21 protein-coding genes and 1 pseudogene are annotated in these 22,067 nt (G+C 67.0%); 3 read left to right on the forward strand and 19 right to left on the reverse strand.

What is annotated here, in order from left to right; translation table 11 throughout:
• Nucleotides 1–140: 140 nt before the first annotated feature.
• The 5 genes and pseudogenes from AB7U46_RS15865 to AB7U46_RS15885 all read right to left on the reverse strand — a co-directional run.
• Nucleotides 141–506, reverse strand: a pseudogene (locus tag AB7U46_RS15865) (FRG domain-containing protein); the annotation flags it as partial.
• Nucleotides 491–2,248 (reverse strand): phage terminase large subunit family protein, encoded by a 1,758-nt coding sequence (locus tag AB7U46_RS15870; protein ID WP_428337959.1) that lies wholly within the window; start codon nt 2,246–2,248, stop codon nt 491–493. The pseudogene AB7U46_RS15865 and the gene AB7U46_RS15870, both read right to left, overlap by 16 nt.
• A complete protein-coding gene (locus AB7U46_RS15875) occupies nt 2,238–2,750 on the reverse strand; it encodes a DNA packaging protein (RefSeq protein ID WP_428337960.1) in 513 nt (170 codons plus the stop codon). Before AB7U46_RS15875 ends, AB7U46_RS15870 begins: the two co-directional genes overlap by 11 nt.
• 447 nt (nt 2,751–3,197) lie before the next feature.
• Nucleotides 3,198–5,456 carry a VapE domain-containing protein gene (locus AB7U46_RS15880; RefSeq protein WP_428337961.1) on the reverse strand — a complete coding sequence of 753 codons (2,259 nt, stop codon included), beginning with the start codon at nt 5,454–5,456 and terminating at the stop codon, nt 3,198–3,200.
• Nucleotides 5,457–5,738: 282 nt separating this feature from the next.
• Nucleotides 5,739–6,734 (reverse strand): aldo/keto reductase, encoded by a 996-nt coding sequence (locus tag AB7U46_RS15885; protein ID WP_428337962.1) that lies wholly within the window; start codon nt 6,732–6,734, stop codon nt 5,739–5,741.
• Between the two features lie 109 nt (nt 6,735–6,843).
• Between AB7U46_RS15885 and AB7U46_RS15890 the strand changes: the two genes are divergently transcribed.
• A complete protein-coding gene (locus tag AB7U46_RS15890; protein WP_428337963.1) occupies nt 6,844–7,749 on the forward strand; it encodes a LysR family transcriptional regulator in 906 nt (301 codons plus the stop codon).
• Nucleotides 7,750–7,816: 67 nt separating this feature from the next.
• Here AB7U46_RS15890 and AB7U46_RS15895 read toward each other — a convergent pair whose 3' ends face one another.
• The 7 genes from AB7U46_RS15895 to AB7U46_RS15925 all read right to left on the reverse strand — a co-directional run bounded on the left by AB7U46_RS15895 (nt 7,817) and on the right by AB7U46_RS15925 (nt 13,528).
• Nucleotides 7,817–8,407: a hypothetical protein gene (locus AB7U46_RS15895; protein WP_428337964.1), complete on the reverse strand. Its 591-nt coding sequence runs from the start codon at nt 8,405–8,407 to the stop codon at nt 7,817–7,819.
• Between the two features lie 110 nt (nt 8,408–8,517).
• Nucleotides 8,518–9,666 (reverse strand): MFS transporter, encoded by a 1,149-nt coding sequence (locus AB7U46_RS15900; protein WP_428337965.1) that lies wholly within the window; start codon nt 9,664–9,666, stop codon nt 8,518–8,520.
• A gap of 67 nt (nt 9,667–9,733) precedes the next feature.
• A complete protein-coding gene (locus AB7U46_RS15905) occupies nt 9,734–10,132 on the reverse strand; it encodes a MerR family transcriptional regulator (RefSeq protein WP_428337966.1) in 399 nt (132 codons plus the stop codon).
• 102 nt (nt 10,133–10,234) lie between these two features.
• Nucleotides 10,235–10,750, reverse strand: coding sequence for a DUF2165 family protein (locus AB7U46_RS15910; protein WP_428337967.1), 516 nt, complete (start codon nt 10,748–10,750; stop codon nt 10,235–10,237).
• On the reverse strand, nt 10,747–11,427 hold the full coding sequence (locus tag AB7U46_RS15915) for an HAD family hydrolase (protein ID WP_428337968.1): 681 nt from the start codon (nt 11,425–11,427) through the stop codon (nt 10,747–10,749). Before AB7U46_RS15915 ends, AB7U46_RS15910 begins: the two co-directional genes overlap by 4 nt.
• A 21-nt stretch (nt 11,428–11,448) precedes the next feature.
• Nucleotides 11,449–12,222: an AfsA-related hotdog domain-containing protein gene (locus AB7U46_RS15920; protein WP_428337969.1), complete on the reverse strand. Its 774-nt coding sequence runs from the start codon at nt 12,220–12,222 to the stop codon at nt 11,449–11,451.
• A gap of 388 nt (nt 12,223–12,610) precedes the next feature.
• Nucleotides 12,611–13,528, reverse strand: coding sequence for a Gfo/Idh/MocA family protein (locus AB7U46_RS15925; protein ID WP_428337970.1), 918 nt, complete (start codon nt 13,526–13,528; stop codon nt 12,611–12,613).
• Between the two features lie 126 nt (nt 13,529–13,654).
• Between AB7U46_RS15925 and malQ the strand changes: the two genes are divergently transcribed.
• A complete protein-coding gene (gene malQ, locus AB7U46_RS15930; protein ID WP_428337971.1) occupies nt 13,655–15,655 on the forward strand; it encodes a 4-alpha-glucanotransferase in 2,001 nt (666 codons plus the stop codon).
• Here malQ and AB7U46_RS15935 read toward each other — a convergent pair.
• From AB7U46_RS15935 to AB7U46_RS15965, 7 genes are all read right to left on the reverse strand, one after another.
• Nucleotides 15,652–16,650 carry a hypothetical protein gene (locus AB7U46_RS15935; RefSeq protein WP_428337972.1) on the reverse strand — a complete coding sequence of 333 codons (999 nt, stop codon included), beginning with the start codon at nt 16,648–16,650 and terminating at the stop codon, nt 15,652–15,654. The genes malQ and AB7U46_RS15935 overlap by 4 nt on opposite strands.
• Nucleotides 16,647–17,327 carry an ABC transporter ATP-binding protein gene (locus tag AB7U46_RS15940; RefSeq protein WP_428337973.1) on the reverse strand — a complete coding sequence of 227 codons (681 nt, stop codon included), beginning with the start codon at nt 17,325–17,327 and terminating at the stop codon, nt 16,647–16,649. The genes AB7U46_RS15935 and AB7U46_RS15940 overlap by 4 nt, the downstream gene beginning before the upstream one ends.
• 9 nt (nt 17,328–17,336) lie before the next feature.
• On the reverse strand, nt 17,337–18,479 hold the full coding sequence (locus tag AB7U46_RS15945; protein WP_428337974.1) for an ABC transporter permease: 1,143 nt from the start codon (nt 18,477–18,479) through the stop codon (nt 17,337–17,339).
• Nucleotides 18,476–18,820 carry a hypothetical protein gene (locus AB7U46_RS15950; protein WP_428337975.1) on the reverse strand — a complete coding sequence of 115 codons (345 nt, stop codon included), beginning with the start codon at nt 18,818–18,820 and terminating at the stop codon, nt 18,476–18,478. The genes AB7U46_RS15945 and AB7U46_RS15950 overlap by 4 nt, the downstream gene beginning before the upstream one ends.
• Entirely contained in the window at nt 18,817–19,365 is a 549-nt protein-coding gene (locus AB7U46_RS15955; RefSeq protein WP_428337976.1) for a nitrous oxide reductase accessory protein NosL, read from the reverse strand. Before AB7U46_RS15955 ends, AB7U46_RS15950 begins: the two co-directional genes overlap by 4 nt.
• 62 nt (nt 19,366–19,427) lie before the next feature.
• The gene (locus tag AB7U46_RS15960; protein WP_428337977.1) at nt 19,428–20,042 is read right to left on the reverse strand and encodes a nitrous oxide reductase accessory protein NosL; all 615 of its coding nucleotides are present in this window, start codon (nt 20,040–20,042) and stop codon (nt 19,428–19,430) included.
• Between the two features lie 115 nt (nt 20,043–20,157).
• Complete coding sequence (locus AB7U46_RS15965; protein WP_428337978.1) at nt 20,158–20,598, reverse strand: DUF2946 family protein; 441 nt, start codon at nt 20,596–20,598, stop codon at nt 20,158–20,160.
• 171 nt (nt 20,599–20,769) lie between these two features.
• On the opposite strand from AB7U46_RS15965, the gene AB7U46_RS15970 reads away from it, so the two are divergent.
• Nucleotides 20,770–22,067, forward strand: a 1,298-nt coding sequence (locus AB7U46_RS15970) for a HAMP domain-containing protein (RefSeq protein ID WP_428337979.1), incomplete at its 3' end; no start/stop codon positions are given.

Genomic DNA, 22,067 nt, shown 5'->3' on the forward strand with positions numbered 1-22,067 from the left:
GGTCCAGATCCGCGCGGCGGTCCTCAACCGCTTCACGGCACTCGGTATCCCGATGACCGTGGCCGCGGGATAAGAGTGTCCGGGGAAAGGGCAAGTGCGATCATCAGCTGATTTGCGCAACAGCGCCCCACGAATGGATCGTGGCTCCAATCAAGTAGGCGAGTGGGAACCCCGAAGTGTTGCGCTAGAATTCGGTCGTTTGAATAGCCGCGTTCCAAGCTTGGCAGATATGGCAAACCTTCCCGAAAAAATCGTTCAAGAAACATGGCTTCAAAGAAGTCATAGGCTTTCTCTTTGGTTTCCGCGCCGACATTCACATCCTTGAACCGATAGAGGCTTGGAACAAGGTTCCATTCGGAGTCGGCCTGTCCCCTGAAAAGATGCCTGCTACCGCCCGGTTCACTCTCGATTACAGTCAAAAATGCACCCCATGATGCATCGGCCAAAGTGTGTAGTCTCATGGCGGCTTTCTCCGAACCTTTCAGGGCAACTAGCGCCCAAGCCATGTCGACCGAATGACGGTAGGTTGTTTCTTAGGCGCTGCCTCACTCGACAGTTCTTCCGCTCGCCTGTCAAGATTCACCCCGATCAACTGCCGCGCGGCCCATGCGTAGCAGGTCGCGTCCAGCGTTTCAGCCCGCTTGCCCTTGATCCGCTCGAACCGGGCTTGCGGGACGCCCCGCACATAGCGCACCACGCGCCGCTCAGAGGTCAGTTGCTCGAAATAAATCGGCTCCAGGGCTTCCCCGAACCGGACGCCCGCGCCGCGCGCCAGCCGCGTAAAAAGCTGCGATTTCACCGCGTCCGATCCGACCAACCAAAGCAGTTGCCCTTTGGTGCCAGACTTCTGTAAGAATTGCCGTGAGAAGCCCGGAACGCCTTTGATGCTGACCACGCGCCGCCCGTAGCGTGGGCGGGTGAAGCCGTTCACGATCTCCGTATGCCCGCCGTCCCCGGAGTCGATGCAGGCCGCATCTATGCGGATCGTCCCGCCCCCCGGATGCTGCCACGTCTCACGCAAGAGCGTGTCCAGATCTTGCCAGACGGCTTCCCCGTCAATCGGTCCCCAGAAAATCCGGTGATCGAGGGCGAAAATGTCGCTGCGCCCATGACCCATGATGACCACTTCAAGCCGATCATCCTGGCAGTCCACGCCAGCGGTCAGGAACAGCACTTCATCCGGCAGGGCATCAAGGCGGAAGGGTTCGCGCCGCCCGAACAACTCGTGTTCATCGAGGTCATCGCCTTCGGTGCGCCACGGTTCGCCCAGCACAAGGTTGGTGAAGGTCTGCAAGGTTTCCGGGCTTTTCTTGGCTTCCAGGAATTCGGCTGCCAGCTTGCCCCAGCGCGCGTTGAAATGCGGGCTGATAAGGGCATTCACCTTGAAACCTGCATGGCCCTTCACCTCGGGCGCAGTTGCGCGCCAGCGCCCCGCCGCGACCATTCCGGGCTTGTCCCTTTCTGCCACGACGCAGCCGTTATTGGGGCAAACCCAATGCGCGGAATCCGGTTCGCCTTCCTTCCACCGAATATCGGTCCACTTGATTTCCGAGAATTCGCCGCAAGACGGGCAAAGGCATTCGTAAATCCTCTTGTCGCTCTTGTCATAGAGCCGGGTTGCCGGTCCATAGTCGAAAACCGGAGTCGATCCCGCGATGATCTTTCGATCCCGAAAGGTCATGGTCCTCATGGTCGCCAACTCTATCGGATCACCTTCCTGCGATACTTCGAAGCCGTCGATTTCATCAAGGATCAGGATTTTCGCGGTGTGCCGCCGCAGATTGCGCGGGCTTTTCGCGGCTAAAAATTTCAGGCTGCCCCCGGCAAAGCGCCGATTCAACATGGTGCTGCGCCCGGTTTCATCGGCTTCATCGGACAGAAGCCCGCGAAGGCTGGGGGACGCTTCAAACACCTGTTCCAAGTCGACGGCATAGTCGCGGGCATCGTCGGCAGTCGGTTGAACCGCCAAGATCGGCGCGGGCGCATTGGCAACGTGGCTGGCGATGATCCCGGACAGAAGGGCGGTGTAGCCGATCCGCGCCGATTTCAGCACGGTCACGCGCTCAATCCCCGGATCATCGAGGGCATCGCAAATGCCGCGCTGATAGGCCCATAGCTTCATCTTGCCCGGCAGGGCGGAAGCCGTCTGGGGCAGGAAAATGTTCCATTCGATCCAGTCGGCAGTTGGCAGATCGGCAGGGGGTCGCAGGGCTTGCAGCGCGCGGCTGCGGATCAGGTCAATTCCCATTGGCGAGTCCTTCCAGTGCAGCTTTGATTTCAGAGTCGATCTCGGCAACGTCATGCACGGTCAGGTGCGCCAGCTTCGATCCCACGCGCGACGGCACGGCCAGCATGGTCGACCGAACGTCCCGCAGCACATTGGCCCATTCCCGCTCTACGTCAGCACTTCTGACCAATTCACCACGCGCCGCAGCATTGGCGAGTTCCAGCTTGTCAGCCTGTTGCCGTGCCAGCCGCAGCTTTTCGGCTTTCAGATCGTCGGGAACCTGGCCCCCGCCTTTCACCGCGCCGTCCCGCAACCGGGAAAGATAGTTGGCAAGGGACGCCCGCACATCGAACCGGCCCCGCCCGGCCTTCACCATGACGCCTTCACGATGCAGGGTGCGTATGCGGCTTGTGACGATCCCAAGGAAGGAAGCAAGTTCCGCCTCGGTCATGGTGCCGGGAATAGGGACGCCGGAATCGAGGTCCAAGAGGTCATCGAGACTGGTTTCAGATTGGGTCAGCATGGTTTACCTATGGCCTCACGAATCGAAAAAGTTTGTCAAGAGCGTTTTTTCGGGGGTCGGAGTCCCCGCGCCGGGTGCCCCTTGGGAAGGACCCGTTCCAGATCGGCGGAAAGCGATGATCGGCTGTGGCCAATGGTGAACCCAGTGAACCCAGTGAACCCACTTTTCCTATATTACTGCATGAGAGGTGCCGCCCGCCCATGCTGCCCCGTCGCTGCCCTGCCGCCGCTGTGTTATCGCCAAGGGTTTTGTTGGGGGTATATGGGTTCACTGGGTTCACTACTGGCGCAAAGCATTGGAAACGCGACGAAAAACGGTGAACCCATGCCCTTGTCTGTGGGTTCACGCTGGGTTCACTGGGTTCACCTTTTCGCGGTGCAAACGAGCTGCAACCGATGATCGGGCTAAAGCGATGATCGGTTGCAGGCGATGATTGATCCTGCCGCATCATGCCCGCCACCATTGAATGCCGACATTCTTGCGGCGCTTCACCCAACCGAACATGCGAAGGATATTGGCAACCAGCTTTGCATTCGCCCCGTTTTGCTTTTCAACAGGGATGCCCAGCAACGTGAGCAACTCCCCCACTGTCACAGTGTCCTTGGGCTTCCGGTCAAAGCCATCGCCATCGGTCAAGCCGTCCAGGATGCGCCGAATAGGCTGTTCCCACGGGTGTTCTTCGCGGGCTGCCTCTTGCTCGATAGTCGCTTGCCGTTCCAGATCGGGCGGCAGGTGCCACGCTTCTCCGGCGCGGAAGGCTGCCACTGCCTCAGCGAATAGCTGTTCCCGATCTTCTGCCAGCGCCTCAGTCTCGATCTTCGCGCCGCAGGTGACAGGCCAGAAGCGCCGCCCGCCGCTGGCATCCCGCAGGAACGCGGTTTCATTCGTGGTTCCGACAAAGACGCATTGGCGCGGCACCAGGTCAGCCCGGCGCGCGTAGGGGGCGCGGATTTCATCGGTTGCCCGAGTCAGGAAGGCTTTCAAATCTTCCGCCTCAGCCTTGCGAGACGGGGCAAGTTCCGCCAGTTCCACCAGCCAATGCCCGCGAAGGTATAGCCCGGCTTCGCGCGCGCCGTCGCGGATCGAAGGCATGTTGTCGCCCGCGAATTCGCCGCCAAGGATGCGGCAGGCAGTCGACTTGCCGATGCCCTGCGCCCCGCCCATCACAAGAACATGGTCATGCTTGCAGCCCGGTTGCATGATGCGCGCGACCATCGCCACCAGGAAGGCGCGGCCCACGGCACGGGAATAGGGCGATGCGTCGACGCCAAGGTATCGGGTCAGCCATGTATCGAGGCGCGGCTTGCCGTCATGGCGCAGCGACTCCAGCCAATCCTTGACCGGGTGATAGCGGTTCAACTCTGCAACCGCCCGAACCGCGCCCGCGGTCAGGTCTGCCCCTACGTTGTGCATTCCCGCCTGTTCAATCGCCACGCGGATCAAGCCCAGATCGGCATCGTTGATAGGCCCGGCGCGCCATTCGTCTTGCCCGGTCATATCGTTCTTGCGGATCGAATAACCTTGATCCCGGTTCACCTTCCGCAAAACCAGAATGGCATTGTGAAGGGTCGGCTTCATATCGCCGTTCTTCGCGGTGATTATTCCGACTTTCGCCTGTTTCGCCTTCGCAGGAAGTGCAGGAAGATCGTCAAAATCAGATTCATCGCAGTAAGCAATCCGCTCATAGCCGCAGCCCTTTGCAATTTCGAACAGGGTTCCGATTCCAATCCCACTGCGCCGGAAGGACTTCCATTTCTGGCGTTGGTCCCGTTCATCGAATTTCAGAGACTGGCGCGACCAGTGCGACCAAAGGTCAAAGCCTTCATCGCCGCCGTTGAATTCAGCATGAAGCGCCATGCCGATTTTCAACCATGTGTCGCGGTCATCGGCATCCGTGATGCAGTCGAGGGCGCGCCGCACTTCGGCCCGGTCAGCGGGTTCGCGGAACAGGTCGCTGAGGTCTGTGGTCGACTTCACCGGCTTGGGCTGCGGCCCGATCGAGGCAACGCCCGACACGCGGTCGAGCGGCTGCCCTTCCACAAGGAAGGACTCCACCGGGCGCGCCGCCGTGCCGCCGAAGTAATAGGACTGCGACGGGGTGAAGGACTCGGCTGCGAGTATGCCCCCCAGCGCGCCATTCAGCCGGGCGCAAAGGGCTTCCCGTTCTGCCGGTGCCACCTGCCGCGCCAGAGGCGCAAGGACGCGCCAGCGGGGCGCTTCCGGGGTATGGCTGGGGGTGGTGTAGATCAGCGCGGCAATGCCAGTCTGGCGCAGCCGGTCAGTGGCTTCCTGCGGCGATACCGCGCCCGCGTCATAGTCGCCTTCCACGCCCGACACGCTCAACAGGTTGGCATCGTGGCGCAGGCTGCCCTTTCCGGTTCGCGCGTTGCCGAAGGTGCCCAGCTTGACCAGCGGCAAGGCTGCCTTGTTTGGCGCGGTTGTGGCGGTCAGCCGTTGTTGAAGCTGGCGCAGGCTGAGGCGGTCAGCTTCGATCCGCTGCGCCTTCACATCCGGGAACATGGTGACGGCAAGGGGCAGATCGCAGCCTTGATTTTCGGGCGCGGATTCAGTATGTTTTTCGCAGGCGATTTCGAGTGCCGCCGAACCAAGATCAGCGCCGCTTCCGGTTGCAGCCGGGGCGGCGTTTACCTTTTCGGGCGGCGTCCATTCGAGCAAATCGGAAAGGTCTGTGTTGATACGGTTCATCGCGGTTCCTTTGTCTGGAAGTGAAGTTTGATGCAGGGGATTCGAACCTTGCGGATCAAGAGGCAGCCCAAGACTTGCTGCACATTTTGCTGCACAAATCGCAGCGCACGATTTTTTAAAATCGTGTAATTACAATATCTTATGTTAGTTGATTCGAGAAATTGACGGACTGTCTCTCCGCCACTTCCCCGAAATCGGAAAACGCATTTCACCGGACATGAGTTCGGCCCGAACCGCTTGGGTCCGGGCCGTTGTTTGTGATGCCGGGCGCGCGGCGGCGGCTCAGGAATCGGTCATCTTCTGCCAGGCGGCGGGATAGCGCTCCCCGGCGATGTTTTCGGGGGCGAAGGCGGCCGCGAGACGGGCCAGGTCTTCGGCCGTCAGCGCCAGATCGACGGCGGCGACGTTCTCCTCGAGATGCGCGATGCGTTTCGCGCCCGGGATCGGCACGATGTCGGCGCCCTGCGCCAGCACCCAGGCCAGCGCCACCTGCGCCGCGCTCACGCCATGCGCCGCGGCGATCTCCTGCACCACCTGCAGCGGGCGCGCGTTGGCCGCCGCATTGTCGGGCTGGAACCGCGGCAGGTTGCGGCGGAAGTCATTCGCCTCGAGCGCGTCGACCGGCGGCACCGTGCCGGTGAGAAAGCCGCGCCCGAGCGGGCTGAAGGGCACGAAGGCGATGCCGAGCGCGCGGCAGGTCTCGAGCACGCCATTCGTCTCCACCTCCCGGCTCCAGAGCGAATATTCGCTTTGCAGCGCGGCGACCGGATGCACCGCCTGCGCGCGGCGCAGCGTGGCGGGCGAAACCTCCGAAAGGCCGATCGCGCGCACCTTGCCCTCGGCCACGAGGTCGGCCATCGCGCCGACGCTCTCCTCGATCGGCACCGTGGGGTCGAGACGGTGCAGATAGAAGAGGTCGATCACCTCGGTCTGCAGCCGTTTCAGCGAGGCCTCCGCCACCCTGCGCGCATTGGCGGGGCTGCCGTCGGTGCCCGTCGCCTCGCCGAAATCGTCGCGGTCGGCGCGATAGGTGAAGCCGAATTTGGTGGCGATCACCGCCCCCGCGCGCCGCCCCTTCAGCGCCCGGCCGAGCAGCGCCTCATTGCGCAGCGGGCCATAGATCTCGGCGGTGTCGAGGAAGGTGACCCCAAGATCCAGCGCGCGGTGCAGCGTGCGGATCGAGCTTTCCTCGTCCTGCGTGCCATAGGCCTGGCTCAGCCCCATGCAGCCCAGCCCGATCGCCGAGACCTGCAGCGGCCCGATCGTCGATTGTCTCATCCTGACCTCCATATTCGCGGATGGGCAGAGGATAGGCCGCATGCTATCACCGGATAACCCGCTTAATGATGCATGCGGTATTCGATCATTTCGCACAATCGGAGGGCAGATGAACCGGACCGAGCTTTCCCGCCTCGTCGTCTTCGCCACCGTGGCCGAGACGGGCAATTTCCGCGCCGCCGCCGACCGGCTCGGCATCGCGCCCTCGGCGGTGAGCCATGCGGTCTCGACGCTGGAGGAAGGGCTCGGCGTACGGCTGCTTGCGCGCACCACGCGCGCGACGCGGCCGACCGAGGAGGGCGCGCGGCTGATCGCCCGCATCGCGACGCCGCTTTCCGAGCTGGCGGAGGCGCTGCGCGAGGCGGCGACGCCCTCAACCACCCCTGCGGGACCGCTGCGCATCACCCTGCCCCGGCTCGCGGCGGACGAAATCGTGATGCCGCGGCTGCCGGCGTTCAGCGCGGCCTTTCCGCTGATCGAGCTCGACCTGCGCTGCTCGGACCGGTTCGAGGATCTCGTCGCGAGCGGATTCGACGCGGGGATCCGGCTTGGCGAAAGCCTCGAGGCCGACATGATCGCGGTGCGGGCAAGCGGCCCGCGGCGCAGCGTGATCGTCGGCGCGCCCGGCTATTTCGCGCGCCACCCAAAGCCCGCGCATCCGCGCGATCTCGCGGCGCATAACTGCATCCGGCGCCGGTTCGACAGCGGCCGGATCTATCGCTGGGAGCTGGAGAAGGACGGGCGCCGCCTGAACGTCGATGTCGGCGGCTCGCTCATCCTGCCGCAGCAGGAGCTGATCTTGCAGGCCGCGCGCGGCGGCGTGGGGCTTGGCTTCCTTTTCGGCGACATGGTGGCCGAGGACATCGCCGCGGGCCGGCTGATCGCGGTGCTGGAGGACTGGTGCGCGCCCTTCGACGGGTTCTACATCTACTACCCCTCCCGCCGGCAGATGCGCCCTGCCCTGCGCGCCTTCGTCGATTTCTTCCGCAGCGCCCCGGGCGCGCCCGAAGGCTGAGCGGAGCCCTGAACGGAGCGAGGCCCCGGGGGTGATCCCGGGGCCTCGGAACGCGGTCTCGCCCGGCTCAGGCGCCGAGATCGGGGCCGATGCCGCGCGTCTCGAGCCAGCTGTCATGCAGCCATTTCTCGGTGCCGCGATGCCCGGGGAAGGTGATCCAGACGATGTCGCGCTCGAAGACCATGACGCGCCGGTCGGCCCCGACGATCACCCACATCCAGCGGCCATCGGCGGTGTTGCGCATCTTCACCTTCATCCCGGTGAGGGTGACCGGCTGCGTCTTGCCGTAATGGGTGACCGCGATCGTCTCGTCATGCGGCTCGATCCAGCTGATCTTCAGCCCGGCAAGCAGATCGGGCGCGGCCTCCTCGAGGAAGTCGAGGGCGATCGCGCGGGCCTCCTCGCGCGCGGGCAGCGGGCCGCCGACGAGATCCATGTCGATCCGCGCGAAGCCCTTCAGCCGGCCGTCGGCGGCGATCACGGTGCTGAAATGCTCGCCGCCGAGCCCGGCGTTGCGCGCATCCTCGCGGCTGTAGCGCGTGAGCGTCGCGGGTTCGCCGTCGACGGTGACCGCGCGCGTCGCGCTCTTGCGATAGCCCGCGGGCAGGACGGTGGCGACGATCTCTTCGGCGGGGCGTGCGGTGAGCTGGGTTTGCATGGTGTCCTCCGTTCCGGCGAGTGCCGGGGTGTGAAGCGGGATGGAGCCGAGAGCGACCCCGAGGGCGGAAACGAAACTGCGAACGTTCATGTCATCGGTCTCCTGCGGGCTCAGGCATTGGCCTGACGGCCGAGCGGATACCCGCCGCAGGAGAGCGTGACGGCGACGAGCGCAACGATCAGCAGCGCCACAGGCAGGCCGAAGAGCACCGCCGCACCGAGCGGCGCGATTGCCCCGGCCACCGGCGGCGCGAGCGAGGCGCCGACGAAAAGCGTGAAGGTATAGACCGAAAGCGCCATGCCGCGGTTGCGGTTCGCGGCCGCGCCGGCGATCGTCGCGATCAGCCCGGGCACGGCGAGCGCGACCCCGGCGGAGACCAGCGCCGCGGCGGGCACCATCATCGGCGCCCCGCTGACGCACAGCAGAAGCCCCACCGCCTCGATGACGAGACCGATGCGCGCCGTGCTCGCGGCGCCGAAACGGGCCGAGATCGGCGCGGCGAAAAGGCTCAGCACCAGCGGCGGCAGCCCGGCGAGGCGCACCAGCTGCGCATCGAAGCTGCCCGCGCCGAGCACGGTGGCGACCTGGAATGTCACGAAGCCGAAAAGCACGGTGAGCGCCGCGATCCAGGCGGAAACGACCTTCTTGTTGTGCAGGAGTTTGTTGCCATCCACTGCTTCGGTCGCCTGGGCGGCATGGGCGGCGCCCGCCCCCTTCGGCAGGCTGAGCGCGAGGCCCAGCATCATCACCAGGTAGAAGGGCGCGAGCGCCAGCATCAGCTGGCTCGGCGAACCCGAGGCCGCCGCGCCGCCGAACTGTGCGAAGGGCGCCGCGGCAAGGAAGGCGAAGCTGATCAGCGAAACCCCGAGCGGGCGACGCTGCGGCGGCAGCGCCTCGGCCACCAGCGACAGCGCGACCGGCGGGAAGCTCGCCGCGATCAGCCCCTGCAATGCACGCGCGGCGAGAAAGCTGGGCATCGTCTCGGCGATGCCGACGAGCGCGGTGGCGACGGCGGTGCCGACGAGCCCCGTGAGCAGCACGACGCGGCGCCCGTAGCGGTCGGAGAGCGGCCCGAAGATCAGGAACCCCGTCGCATAGGCGAAGCCGAAGGCGGTGCCGGACCAGGCCGCGAGCCTCGGCGAGGCCGAGAAGGTTTCCGCGATCGCGCCGGTGAGCGGGATCACGACGTAAAGCTGCCCTACCACGAGCAGCGCGGTGAGCATCAGAAAACCCATCAGGACGTAGAGTTGCCGTGTCATGCCGTTTATCTCCATCTTACGTTGACTGTAGATTTAGCGCAGGCCACGGCTTTTGACAAGCCCCGGCCTAGGCCCTGGTGTCGGGACGGTACTCTTCGTAGAGCCGTTCCATGTGCCGGATATTCAGGATCAGGTCGCTGCGGAAGGAGGCGAGCTCGTCGATCTGGGCGTCGACCTTCTTCAGCTGATCGCGAAGGATCTCGATGACGCGCTGCTTGCCTGCCAGGATTTCGTCGTCTTTCCCGAAGTATAGCTCGATGACGGAGCCGATCTCCTCGAGGCTGAGCCCAAGCTTCTTCAAGGCGGCGATCTTTTCGAGGCGGGCCAGCGTTTCCTCCTCGTAGAGCCGGTGGCTGGCGCCCTCCCGCTCCATCGGGGAGATCAGGCCGAGGTCTTCGTAATAGTGGATCGTCCTCTGGCTGACATTGGCCACCTTGGCCAGCTCACCGATTTTCATGGCAGTCATCTGCGGATCTTTCCTATTTCTTACGTCAACTTTCACTTTTATCCGACCGCAGAGATCTTCGCAAGCGTCGTGAGGGTGGCCGGTCTCCGGCCACCCCCGGGGTCAGGCGGCGGTGCCGCGGTCGCCGGCGCTCTGGTTGATGAAAAGGAGGCTCAGCAGCGCGACGCCCAGCATGGTGAAATGCACCCCCTGGATCGGCCCCTGTTTCATCCAGTAGCCGAACCAGAGCCCGCCGGAGAGAAAGACGAGCCACATCGCCATGAACATCGTCAGCGCGAGAGTCGCGCGCCGGGTCGCCCTCGGCGCCAGCGCCGCGGTGCCGGCCGCGCGGATCATCGTCACCGCCGCAACCCAAAGCGCCAGCGCGGTGGCCGCCTGCCAGGTGATGATCGCGGCCAGCAGCACCCCGATGGGGAACCCGCCCCAGGAGCGCCATTCCAGCCCGTTGCCGAAGACCGGATCGGCGATCAGCTGATCCATCGACAGCATCGTGCGCAGATGGGTCATGTTGGTCGCGGGATCGGTGGCGTTGTTGAGCGCGGCGACGGTCATCCAGACCGCGAGCCCGGTCATCAGCACCGCTTTCGGCGCGCAGGGCGAGGTCAGAAGCCGGATCATGCCGCCACCTCCGTGCAGAAGCCCGGATCGACCAGCTGCCAGCCGTTGCGGGCCGCAAGCGCCTCCGCCTCGGCCGAGCCGCGCACCATATGGGCATGACCGACGATCGACAGGAACTCCGCGTCGGACAGATGGTCGCCGACGCCATGGCAATCGGCCAGCACCGCATGGCGCGCCGCCATGAATTCGAGCACCGCCTCCCGCTTGCCCGCGCCGATCATGCAGCGCCCCGCGATCTCGCCGGTATAGACGCCGCCCACCTCCTCGAGACGGGTCGCCAGGATCTCGGTCACGCCGAGGGCCCGGGCGATCGGCTCGAGGAAATCGACCGCCGAGCCCGAGACGAAGACCGGGCGCAGCCCCCGCGCGCGCAGATGCACGAGCAGGTCGTTGGGACCGGGGATCAGGAAGGGCCGGTCGATCTGCGCAAGACGCGCCGCGACATGGCGCGCCGCGATCTCGCGGACCTGCGCGCGGTCGAGCCCTTTCAGCGCGCGGTAGAACTGCCGGTTGACCTCGGACCGCGGCATGCCGCGATCGCGCATCTCGTGCAGCGTGGCAATCACGCCGGCCGGATCGAGCCCGGCGATCTCCTCGCCGATGGCGGCGAGGATCGTGAACATCGTCTTCTCGGAGACCAGGGTCTCGTCGACATCGAAAAAGGCAAAGGCTGTCATCACGGTTGCTCCGATCTCAGGTCAGACGCTGGCGACCATCTGCGCCGTGGCGCCAGCCGCGACCGGCGCCACGGTCAGCGTCCCGCCAAGCTGCGCCATCACCGCCTCGACCGCGAGACGGGCGAGCTTTTCCTCCTTCGGCTGCAACGCGGCCCGATCGAAGATCGTATAGCTCACCTCGGAGCGCGCGACGCGCCCCTGCGGCTGGGTCAGCTCGACCACGGCGGTGAAGCCGACCCGGCCGGGGCGGTCGGTCTTCGTCGAGGTCACGGTCTGGCGCAGCACGGTCGGCAGCGGGAAGGCGAAGGTCTCGAACCGGGTCTCGATCCGGTCGAAGACGACATAGGCATCCTTCGGCACGTCGAGCTCGGGATATTGGGTCTCGCCCACGGCGATGAACATCTGGCGCGTCGCCTCGACGAGCAGCATGCCCTGCAGGTGGCAACCGGTCAGGTGATCCGACAGGATCTCGTTGCGATCGTCGAGCAGCAGATCGGCCTCGAAGACATCCTTGCCGACCGGGCGCGGCAGCGAGATCAGCTGGTTTTGCGCGTAATGCTTGTGGCAGACGCTGCGCCCGGCCCGCCGGTCGTCGGCGGCGAGGTCATGCACCCGCCCGCCGCAGGCCTTCACGAGGAGTTTCAGGATCTGACGTTCCTCGTCGGAGATGCCCTGCCCGAGCACGATGTCCTGCAGGGCGTCCTCGCCCGAGAGCCTTGCCAGAACCTGGCTGGCCGGGAGCGATCCGACGGCGTTCGAGAAGTCTTCGAAGCGGTTTCCGGTCACGAGATGCACGATATGTCTCCTGTAAATTTGCGTTTCAACATCTCCTCCGTATCATCATCTTACGTAAGGTTTTGATTTTGACAAGACCACAATCAGGGCGCGAACAGCCCGGAAATCACACCCCCATTCCGGCGAAATCCCGGCCGCGCAGCGGCGCGAAATCGCACCGTTGCGGGCCTGGAAAAGGCCGAGATTTCAAGAGAAAGACCAAGGCAGCGCAGGAGCGCCCGAAAATTGTCCGGGCGTCCGAGCGCGGCTCGCGGACCGGGCGACCGGCGCAAGCGGGGTGCCGGGGGCCTTTGCGGCGGTTCCGGGTTGGCACCGCGAGGAGTGCCGCCGCGAATCACTCCTCGACGTGCGTTTCAGGCACGGATGCGCCCGGCGGTGACGCCAGGGGTCAGTCGAGAAACGGGTCTGTCGCGATCCGCGCGCCAAGCAGGAAGGCGTCGGCGACGAGCTGCAACGGCGCGAGGTCGACGTCGCTTTGCCCCGCCGCGACGAGCTGCGCGAACCGCGCGTAGAGCGCGCGATATTCCGCGTCGAGCGCGGCGGGCCGCATCTCCCCCGCGCCCGAGATCTGCGCCCCACCGCCCGAGATCAGCACCGGCCCCCGCGCGGTCTCGAGCGCGATGTTCCAGGTCTCGCCGCCGGTCTCGCGCCAGTCGAACACGGCGGCGACCGTCACCCCCGAGGCGGTGGCGAGCGCGAGCTCCGCCGCGATCGGCGCCTGCCGGTTCGCCGGCACCTCGAGCCGGGCCGCGGTGACATGCAGCCGCTCGGGCAGGATCGCGGTCAGCAGCGAGAGCGCGTTGATCCCCGGATCGAAGACGCCAAGCCCGCCCGGCGCCCAGATCCAGCCCTGCCCGGGGTGCCATTTGCGCACATCCTCGCGCCAGTCGATCCGCACCGACTGCACCGCGGTCGTTGCAAGGAAATCGCGCGCCTGTTCGACCGCGGGGGCGGCGCGCGAATGCCAGCTCGCAAACAGGGTGACGCCGCGGGCGCGGGCGAGCGCCGCCAGCGTCTCGACCTCGGAGACGCTCGCGCCCGGCGGTTTTTCGAGCATCACATGCAGCCCCGCCGCGATCGCCTCGCAGGCGAGCGCGAAGCGCCCCTGCGGCGGGGTGCAGAGCGTCACCGCCTCCAGATCGGGATGCGCGGCGCGCATCTCGGCAAGGCTTGCGTAGCTCGGCAGATGCGCGTGCCGCGCGACTGGGTCGGCCACCGCGACGAGATCGAACCCCGGCGCCTGTGCCAACACCTCCAGATGCATCTTGCGCGCGATCGCGCCAAGCCCGACCAGACCGATCCGCATGTCGTCCTCCACTCCCCCACCCGAACCTAGACGATCTTCGCTGCACTGCAACAGGCGCATTGCCGCCCCTGCATCCTGCGGCTATCGTCGGCTTTGGGCAGAGGAAACACCGCTGGCGGAGGGCGCATGGACCGGATCAACACGCTTGCGGAGGCGCTTGGCGTCGCGCGCAGCTGGCACGACATCTTCGGCAACGATCTGCAGATCCCCGAGGAACGGCTCGCGCAGGTGATCCAGGCGCTCGGCTATGAGGCCGAGACCGAGGCGGCGCAGAAACGCTCGCTCGCCCGGATCGAGGCGGAGGCGCGCGCGGTGCCGAAGCTGCTCACCACCGAGACCGGGCGCCCGACGCCCCTGCCCGCGCGGCTCACCGCGCGCCGCAAGACGGCCGAGATCACCGGCGAGGATGGCGTGACCACGCGGCTCACGCTGGTCGAGGGCGCGCTGCCGCCGATCGCGGTGCCGGGCTATTACACGCTGGCGCTGGGCGCAGAGGCGATCACCCTCGCCGTCGCGCCGCCGCGCTGCATGACCTTCGACGACATCGGCCCGGGCAAGTTCTGGGGCCCGGCGGTGCAGATCCCGGCGCTGCGCGGCGCGCGCGCGGGGGCGTTCGGCGATTTCGGCACGCTGGCCGAGACGGTCGACCTCTTTGCCGCGCGCGGCGCCGATGCGCTGATGATCAACCCGGTGCATGCGCTCTTCCCGGGCTATGGCAAGGATTTCAGCCCCTATTCCCCCTCGAGCCGCACCTTCTTCAACACCGCGATGGGCGATCCCGCACTGCTCGGCCTGCCGGCGCTGCCCGAACATTCGAGCGGCGGGGAATTCATCGACTGGGCCGGCGCGATGCCTGAGCGGCTCTCCGATCTGCGCGCGGTCTTCGACGGGCTCAGCCCGGCGCAGCGACGCAGGATCAAGGCGGCGAATGCGGCCGAGGGGCCGGCGCTTGCCCGCCACGCGCTTTTCGACGCGATCGACCATCGCTATCGCCCGACCGGCGCCTGGGGCTGGCAGCTCTGGCCCGCCGAGCTGCACGACCCCGAAAGCCCCGCCGTGAAGCGCTTTGCCCGCGAGAACGCGACCGAGGTCGAGTTCCACGCTTTCGCGCAATGGTGCGCGCGCGAGGGGCTGGCGGCGGTGCAGGCGCGCGCGAAGGCCGCGGGGATGAAGATCGGCCTGCTCGCCGATCTCGCCGTCGGCGTGAACACCGGCGGTTCCGACAGCTGGGGCATGCGCGAGGCGCTGCTGCAGGGGCTGACGATCGGCGCGCCGCCCGATCCGCTCGGGCCGCATGGGCAGAACTGGCTGCTCACCTCGTTTTCGCCGCAGGGGCTGCGCGCGACCGGCTTCGCCCCTTTCATCGCGATGCTGCGCGCGGCGCTCTCGCGCGCGGGCGGGCTGCGGATCGACCATGCCTTCGGCCTTGCCCGGCTTTGGGTCGTGCCGGAGGGGCATGGCTCGCAGGACGGCACCTATCTCGCCTATCCGTTCGAGGACATGATGCGGCTTTGCGCGCTGGAATCGCATCGCGCGCAGGCGCTGATCGTGGCCGAGGATCTCGGCACGAAGCCCTATGGCTTCTCGCAGGCGATCGAGGCGCGCGGCATGCCCGGCATGCATGTGCTCTGGTTCGAGCGCGCCTGGGACGGCGGTTTTATCGGTTCGCAGGACTACCCCGAGATGAGCCTCGCCGTCACCGGCACCCATGACACGGCGACGGTCGCGGGCTGGTGGACGGGGCGCGATCTCGACTGGGCGGCCAAACTTGGCCGGCTGCCCGAGGGGGTGAGCCGCGCGGCCGCCGAGACCGAACGCGACTGGGATCGCGGCCGTCTCTGGGCGACCTTCGGCGCGCCGGGGCCGCGGCCCGAGGCCGACGATCCGGCGCCCGCGGTGAAGCAGGCGCTGGCCCATATCGGGCGCACCCGCGCGCGGCTCGCGATTGCGCCGCTCGAGGATATCCTCGCCCTGCCCGAGCAGCCGAACCTGCCCGGCACGATCGACGAGCACCCGAACTGGCGCCGCCGCCTCGCCGCGCCGCTCGGCGATCTGATCGCCGAACCGGAGACCGAGGCGCGCATCGCCGCGCTCGACGGGGCGCGCAAGGGCGTGGCGGAGGCCTAGCCGAAGAGGATCAGGTTCGAGCCCAGGATCGCCCAGAGCGTCGCCGCGCCGAAAAGCGCGAACCCCGCCAATGAGAGCGCGGTAAGGCGCCGGATCCGCGCGGGGAGCGCCACGCGCAGGCTCGGGCGGGCGGCGAAAGGCGCGAGCACCCCGGCGCCAAGCCCCGTCGCCGTGCCGAAGAACAGCGGGACGTAAAGCGCATAGCCGAAATAGTGATACTCCGGTTTCAGGATGCAGAACGGGCAATGGTGGTTCGGGTATTCGTAGATATAGACCGAGATCACCGCCACCACCGCCATCAGCGCCACCGCGAAGAACCCCGCCGAAACAAGGGCATAGAGCCGCCGGAACCGCCCGGTTACAAGGCTTGCGCCGCCGGTGAGCGCGACCAGCGCCCCTGCCCCGGCGAGCAGCCAGAGCGCAACGCCCGGGTCGATCGCGGCCATCTCGTCGGCGATCCCCTCATTCGCCGGGGTGAAGAGCTTCGAGCAGCACGACGTGATGACATCGGTGCGCAGGTTGAGGAAATAGGCAAGCTCCACCGCGCCGTCGGCCAGCACCAGCGGCACGATCGCGAGGAGCGCGGCATATTTCACCTTCGTCAGCGGGTAGTCGCGGCCCAGCCGGTCGGCCCGGTCGAGGATCAGCCAGAGCGTCGCGGCGAAGAAGACCGCGATCTTGAGGTACAGCGCCGGAAAGCCGTAGCCGTTCACGTTGAGCGTGCCCACCGCGCACATCGCGCCGACGAAAAGCGTCGCCATCCGGTCGGCGTTGAAGACGAAAAGCAAAAGCGCCGCGAGCTCGGCGATCATCACCGCGCCGAAAAGCGTCGAGACGAGTTCCGTCATCCGCTCGCGCGCAAGCTGGGCGCGGCTCATGTCGGCCAGATCCCAGCGCCGCAGCACGGCGACGGCAAAGCCCCCGCTCCAGAGCGCGGTGCCCGCGGCGAGCGCCGCGACGAGCAAAAGCGCGAGGATCGGCGTCTGGAAGATCATGCGTATTCCCCCGCGATCCGCCCGTCGACGAGCTCGACCACCGCATCGACCCCCTCCGCGCCCCAGATCCGCGGATCGTGGCTCGTCATCACCACCGTCCGCCCCTCGGCGCGCAGTGCGGCGACGATCTCGAGGAAACGCTCGGTGAGCGCGGTGTCGAGGTTCGCGGTGGGCTCGTCGGCGATCAGCACCGGCGCATCGTTGATCAGCGCACGCGCGATCGCGGCGCGCTGGGTCTCGCCCCCCGAAAGATGCTCGACCTTCGTACCCGCCTTGTCGGCGAGATCGAGCGCGGCGAGGCGCTCGAGCGCGCGGGCGCGGACCTGCGCATGCGGCGCACCGAGCGGCGCGGCGGGCAGCATCACGTTTTCCAGAACGCTCAGCCCGCGGATCAGGTTGAAACGCTGAAAGACGAAGCCGAAGGTGGTGCGGCGCAGCTCGGTCAAAAAGCGCTCGGGCAGGCCAGAGACCGTCTCGCCGTCGAGGGTCACGCGCCCCGCCGTCGGGCGCGCCATGCAGGCGACAAGCGACAGAAGCGTCGTCTTGCCCGAGCCGGAGGGCCCGCGCAGCACGGTCACCGCGTCGCGCGCGATGGTGAGGTCGATGCCCGAAAGCGCGGTGACCTGGTTCGGCCGCCCCTCGGCATAGATCTTGGAAACCTGGGTCAGGGAAATCATCGCGGCACCTCAGCGCATCACGGCATCGGGGTCGGCCGAGGCCACGCGCCAGATCGGCACCAGCACCGCGGCCATATAGGGCACGATCGTGAGCAGCGCGAGCGTGGTCAGCGAAAGCGGATCGAGCTGCGGCGAAAGCGGGAAATCGGGGTAGATCACCGACCAGCCCTTCAGCACCGGGGCGAAGAGCCGCCCGGAGAAGAGGAAGACATGGGCATAGGCGGCGAGTGTGCCGATCAGAAAGGCCGCCAGCGCGACCACGCCCCCCTCCCAAAGCTTCATCGCGATCACGTCGCCGGTGTCCCAGCCCACCGCCTTCAGCACGCCGATCTCGCGCGCTTCCTCGGCGGAAAGGCCCGAGGCCTTTTCCGCGGCAAAGATCGCGAAGGCGAGCAGCGCCGCCCCACCAAGCGCCGCGAGCAGCCCCTCGCGCCAGTCGAAAAGCTTCTGATAGGTGCGCGCGATGTCGCCGCGGGTGACGAAGCGCAGCTCGGGATGGGCGCGCGAGGCCTTTTCCACGATCTTCGCGATCTCGTTCGGGTTGCGGACGCGCGCGGTGACATCGGTGTAAAGCCCGGGCGCGATGCCGAAGAAGCTGCGGAAATCCGCCTCGTTCATCAGCACGAGATCGGCGGTCATCAGCGCGCTCTCGCGGCCGAAGGTGCGGATCACCTCGAATTTCACCAGATCGCCCGGGGTGCGCGAGAGAAAGAGCGGCGCCCCCGCCCAGGTGAAGCCGCGCGCGCGCGGGATCCCCTCGCCGATCAGCACCTGGCCGGGCGCGGGCGTCATTTCCGGATCGTCGGGCACCATCACCGTATAATTCGCGCCGTCGATCCGGTCGTAGAAATAGCCCCAGAGCCGCCCCTTCGCCCCGGTCACGCCGCGGATCGCGCCGATCTCGGCGATCACCGCGCCGTCGATCAGATCCTGTCGTCCCAGCGTCAGGCGCTGCACCGTCAGCTCGGGCGCCTCGGCCAGCACGAGGCCGGTCTCGTGGCGCAGCGCGCCCGCGAAGAACATCGCCGAGGCGAGGAAGAAGATCACCAGCGCGAAGATCGCGATCAGCGCGAAGTTCTTCCCCCGGCGGCGGGCGAGCGCAGCAAGGGTGTAATCGGCCAGCGCGCGCTGCCGGGCGAGCCAGCGCCTCATTGCGCGACCTCCGCGGCGGAAAAGCCAAGCCGCCCGGAGGCGGGCAGATCGGGCAGCGGCATCGCGGTGGCGGAGGGGAAATGGTCAAAGCCCATCGGATGGTCCTGAAACGGGGTGTTGAGATCGGCGAGCGCCGGGTGGCGGGTGTAGCGCGCCTCGGTGAAAAGCGCGGCATCGCTGAGCCCGAGGCGGCGCACGAGATCGGCCTCGGCGGCAAGGCGCGCGCGGCCCGGGCCCAGGCTCAGCCCGGCATGGGCGAGCGCGGCCAGCACCAGCAGGCCAAGCGCCGCGAAACCGGCAAAGACCGGCGTCGTCGGCCGCCGCCCCGCCGCCGCGCTCATTCGAAGCGCCCGGCGTCGAGCGCGGCGAGCAACTCGGGCGTCACCGCGTCGAAGGTGACGAGCCGCTTGCCGCGGTGATCGGCCATGTAATCGGCGGCATCGGCCTCGGTCGCGAGTGGCACGAGCTCATGCCCCATCGGGCCGAGCACGTCGGAACCCACCGCATAAAGCGCGCCCTGCGCCTCGATCCGGGCGATCGAATAGTAATCGGTCACCCCCATGCCGGTGATCGCATCGGCGCTGCGGCCATTGGCATATTTCGGCATATCCTTCAGATATTTGAAGAAATCCTTGGCGCCATCGAAATGATCGGCATGGCCGTCGGCATAAAGCACGGTCGCCACCCATTCGGGATATTTCGCGACGAACATGCCGCAGACCGGGCAGATGTCACGCGGCCCGGGCGCGGGCAGCTCGATCGGCGCCGCCTCGGCGCGGGCGCGGCGGGGCACAAGCGGGATCGCCGCCGCCCCGGCCAGAAGCTGCAGGGCGGAGCGACGTTTCAATCCGCTGCGGGCAGCGGTCGGATGGGGATGGCGGCACATATATTCCTCGCGCGTTTCCGGATCCGGGGCCCCGAAAGGCCCCGGACAGCGGGATCACTGGATCACTGCTTCATCGCGGCGCGCTTCTCGGCGCGGCGCTTGCGGATGTTGATCGTGTCCTTCGCCATATCGGCATAGGCGGCGACGATCGCCTCGTCGAAGCCCACGAGCATCGCGTTCGGCCCCGCAGCGGCCTTCGCCTTTTCCGCATCGGCATAGGCGAATTTCGACACTGCCGTCATCGTGCCGGGCTTGTCGGGGTCGATTACATAGGTCATCGCGGCGGTATCGGCGAGCGGCTTCATATCGCCCTCGGCCCCCGCATCGCCCGCGTAGATCGTCTTCGGCCCGCGGTCCATGTTGAGCGAAAGCGAGATCGCCGCGCAATGCAGCGAGCAGGTGCCGTCGACGGTGTCATCGGCATAGACGATCAGATGGCGCGAGAAGGAATACATCTTGCGCATCATCCCGCAGTAGGGGCAGCGCGGATATTTCTCGTATTCGTTCTCGAGCGGCGCGGTATCGACCTTGAGGAAGCGGGCAAGCCCGTTCTCGTCGGTCCATTGCATCGGCGAGACCGGTTTCTCCTCGGGCATCATCGCCATTTCGGCGCGCGCGCCGGTGGCGGCAAGCGCCATCCCGGTGGAGGTGGTCAGAAGGAAATTGCGACGGTTCATGATGGGTCTCCTCGCCTCCCGGTGGCGCCGCGGCGTCCGTCCGGTCGGCCTTGAATGTGCTGGCGAAAACGCTCCCGGCCGCGCGGGCGGCCCGGTCGGAGCGCGATGGCTTGCCTCAGGCGCGCGGTGGCGCGCGGATCTGGGTGACGCGGGCGCGCCGCGCCGCATGCGGGGCGCGGTCATGCAGCACAAGCGCCGGCTGCGCGACGAGATCGGCAACGAAAACCGGCAGTTGCGCGGCCTGCGGCGCGGCGAAGCTGCACACGCTCGCGCTGGCGCAGACCGGGCAGCTGGTGCCGGCATGGCCCTGCGCGGGGCCCGGCGTGGCGCCCGGCTCCGCGACGCGCTGGCCGTCGGGGGTGATCCAGGCGACGCCCTCGCCGGTGCAGATTTGCAGCAGCCCGAGCCGGGCACCCGGCGCCGCCCGCCCGACCTCGGCCGCGAGGCTCGCGCCGAGATGGTCGGCGAAGAAGGCGACCTGCAGCAGCATCGCGAAAACCGCGAAGATCTGCGCGGCCTTCTGCCGGGCCTGATTGCCTGCGGGCGATCGCTTCACTCGGTCCTCCGGCCTCGCTCCCGTGGGCAGGCTAGTGGAAATCCGGGGGCGCTGGCAACGGTCCATCGCGCCGCAGGGGGGCGGCGGGAGAGGCTGCCTAACGGCGGGAAGATCTTGTTAAGGGTTTGTCGGTAACGTGAGTCGCTATGCAAAGACCTTGAGGCCCTTGCCATGCCAGATTTCGAGACCGATCCCGCTGCAATTGTACAGCGGCCCGACCTCCTGCACCGGATTGCCGGTCAGACCATTCGTCTGAAGATTGCGCTGCTGGCCTGTGTCGTCGCGGCTTTCGTCGCGCTGATGCTGTTCTGGTACGCCAATCGACAGGCCGCGCAAATCACGACCGAGGCGTCCTACGCCCGGCTCGACTGGGAGGCGCGCAGTGTCGCCGACCCGCTGCGTACCGCGCTCGAGCAATATGCCTCGGATGCGCGGCTGGTGGCGAATTCCTCGATCCCGGAGGGATATGTCCGCGCCCGCGACGGCGGCGGGATGGATCCGGTCACCGGCAACGATCTGGCGCATTGGCGCGCGCGTTTCGAACTGGCGTTCCGCGCGGTGATGCAGATGCGGCCGTTCTTCATGCAGATGAGCTTCATCCCCCGCGATCCGGCCGCGCAGGAATTCGCGCGCGTCGACCGCTCGACCCAGGGGCGCCTCGACGAGAAGGATCCCGACCGGCAGAAGGACAAGCTGCGCGCGATCCCGCGCGATCTGCTGAGCGCGCATCCCGGCGCGCCCTATGTCACGGCGGGGTTCACCCTTGGCGAGGGCGAGCTTTCTCTGAGCGAATTCGCCGCCGCCCCCGCCGACGGGCCGGATCAGCGCGCGCATCGGCGCTGGCTGCGCCTTGTCGTTCCCGTGCGCCATGACGGTGAGACGATCGGCCTGATCAGCGAGGAGATCGACTATTTCGCCCTGCTCGAGCATACGCTCGAAAGCGTGCATCCCGCAGTCGATCTGATCGTGCGCGGGGCCAGCGGCGACGCCTATGCCTATGCGCATGAAAGCCGCAGCTTCGCCCCGGCGACGGCAGCGCAGCTCGCCCTGCTCGGCGATGCCACGGTGCAGGCGGCGTTGCAGCGACCCGATGGCGCCCCCTTCGAGGCGGGCGAAATGCTGGGCCATGTCACCCAGATCGCATTGCCGACCCGCGACGGGGCCTTCCGGATCGCCCTGCTGAGCTACAGCCCCCGCGCGGTCGAGCTGACGCCGCTCACCGCGCTGCGCGAGCGCACGGTGATGCTTGGCGTGCTGCTCGTGGGCAGCTCGGTGCTGCTCGCCTTCCTGATCTCGCAAAGTTTCACCGCACCGCTGCAAAAGATGACGGCGGAGCTGCGCGAGGCCACGCGCACCGGCGTGCTGCTCTACAACCTCCCGACCGCGCGTCACGACGAGATCGGCGATCTTGCGCGCTCCTTCGAAGCGCTGACGCTGCGGATCGCCACCTCGGAGGCGCGGGCGCAGGC

The organism is Paenirhodobacter sp. (assembly GCF_050177655.1).
Taxonomy (GTDB): Bacteria; Pseudomonadota; Alphaproteobacteria; order Rhodobacterales; family Rhodobacteraceae; genus Rhodobacter.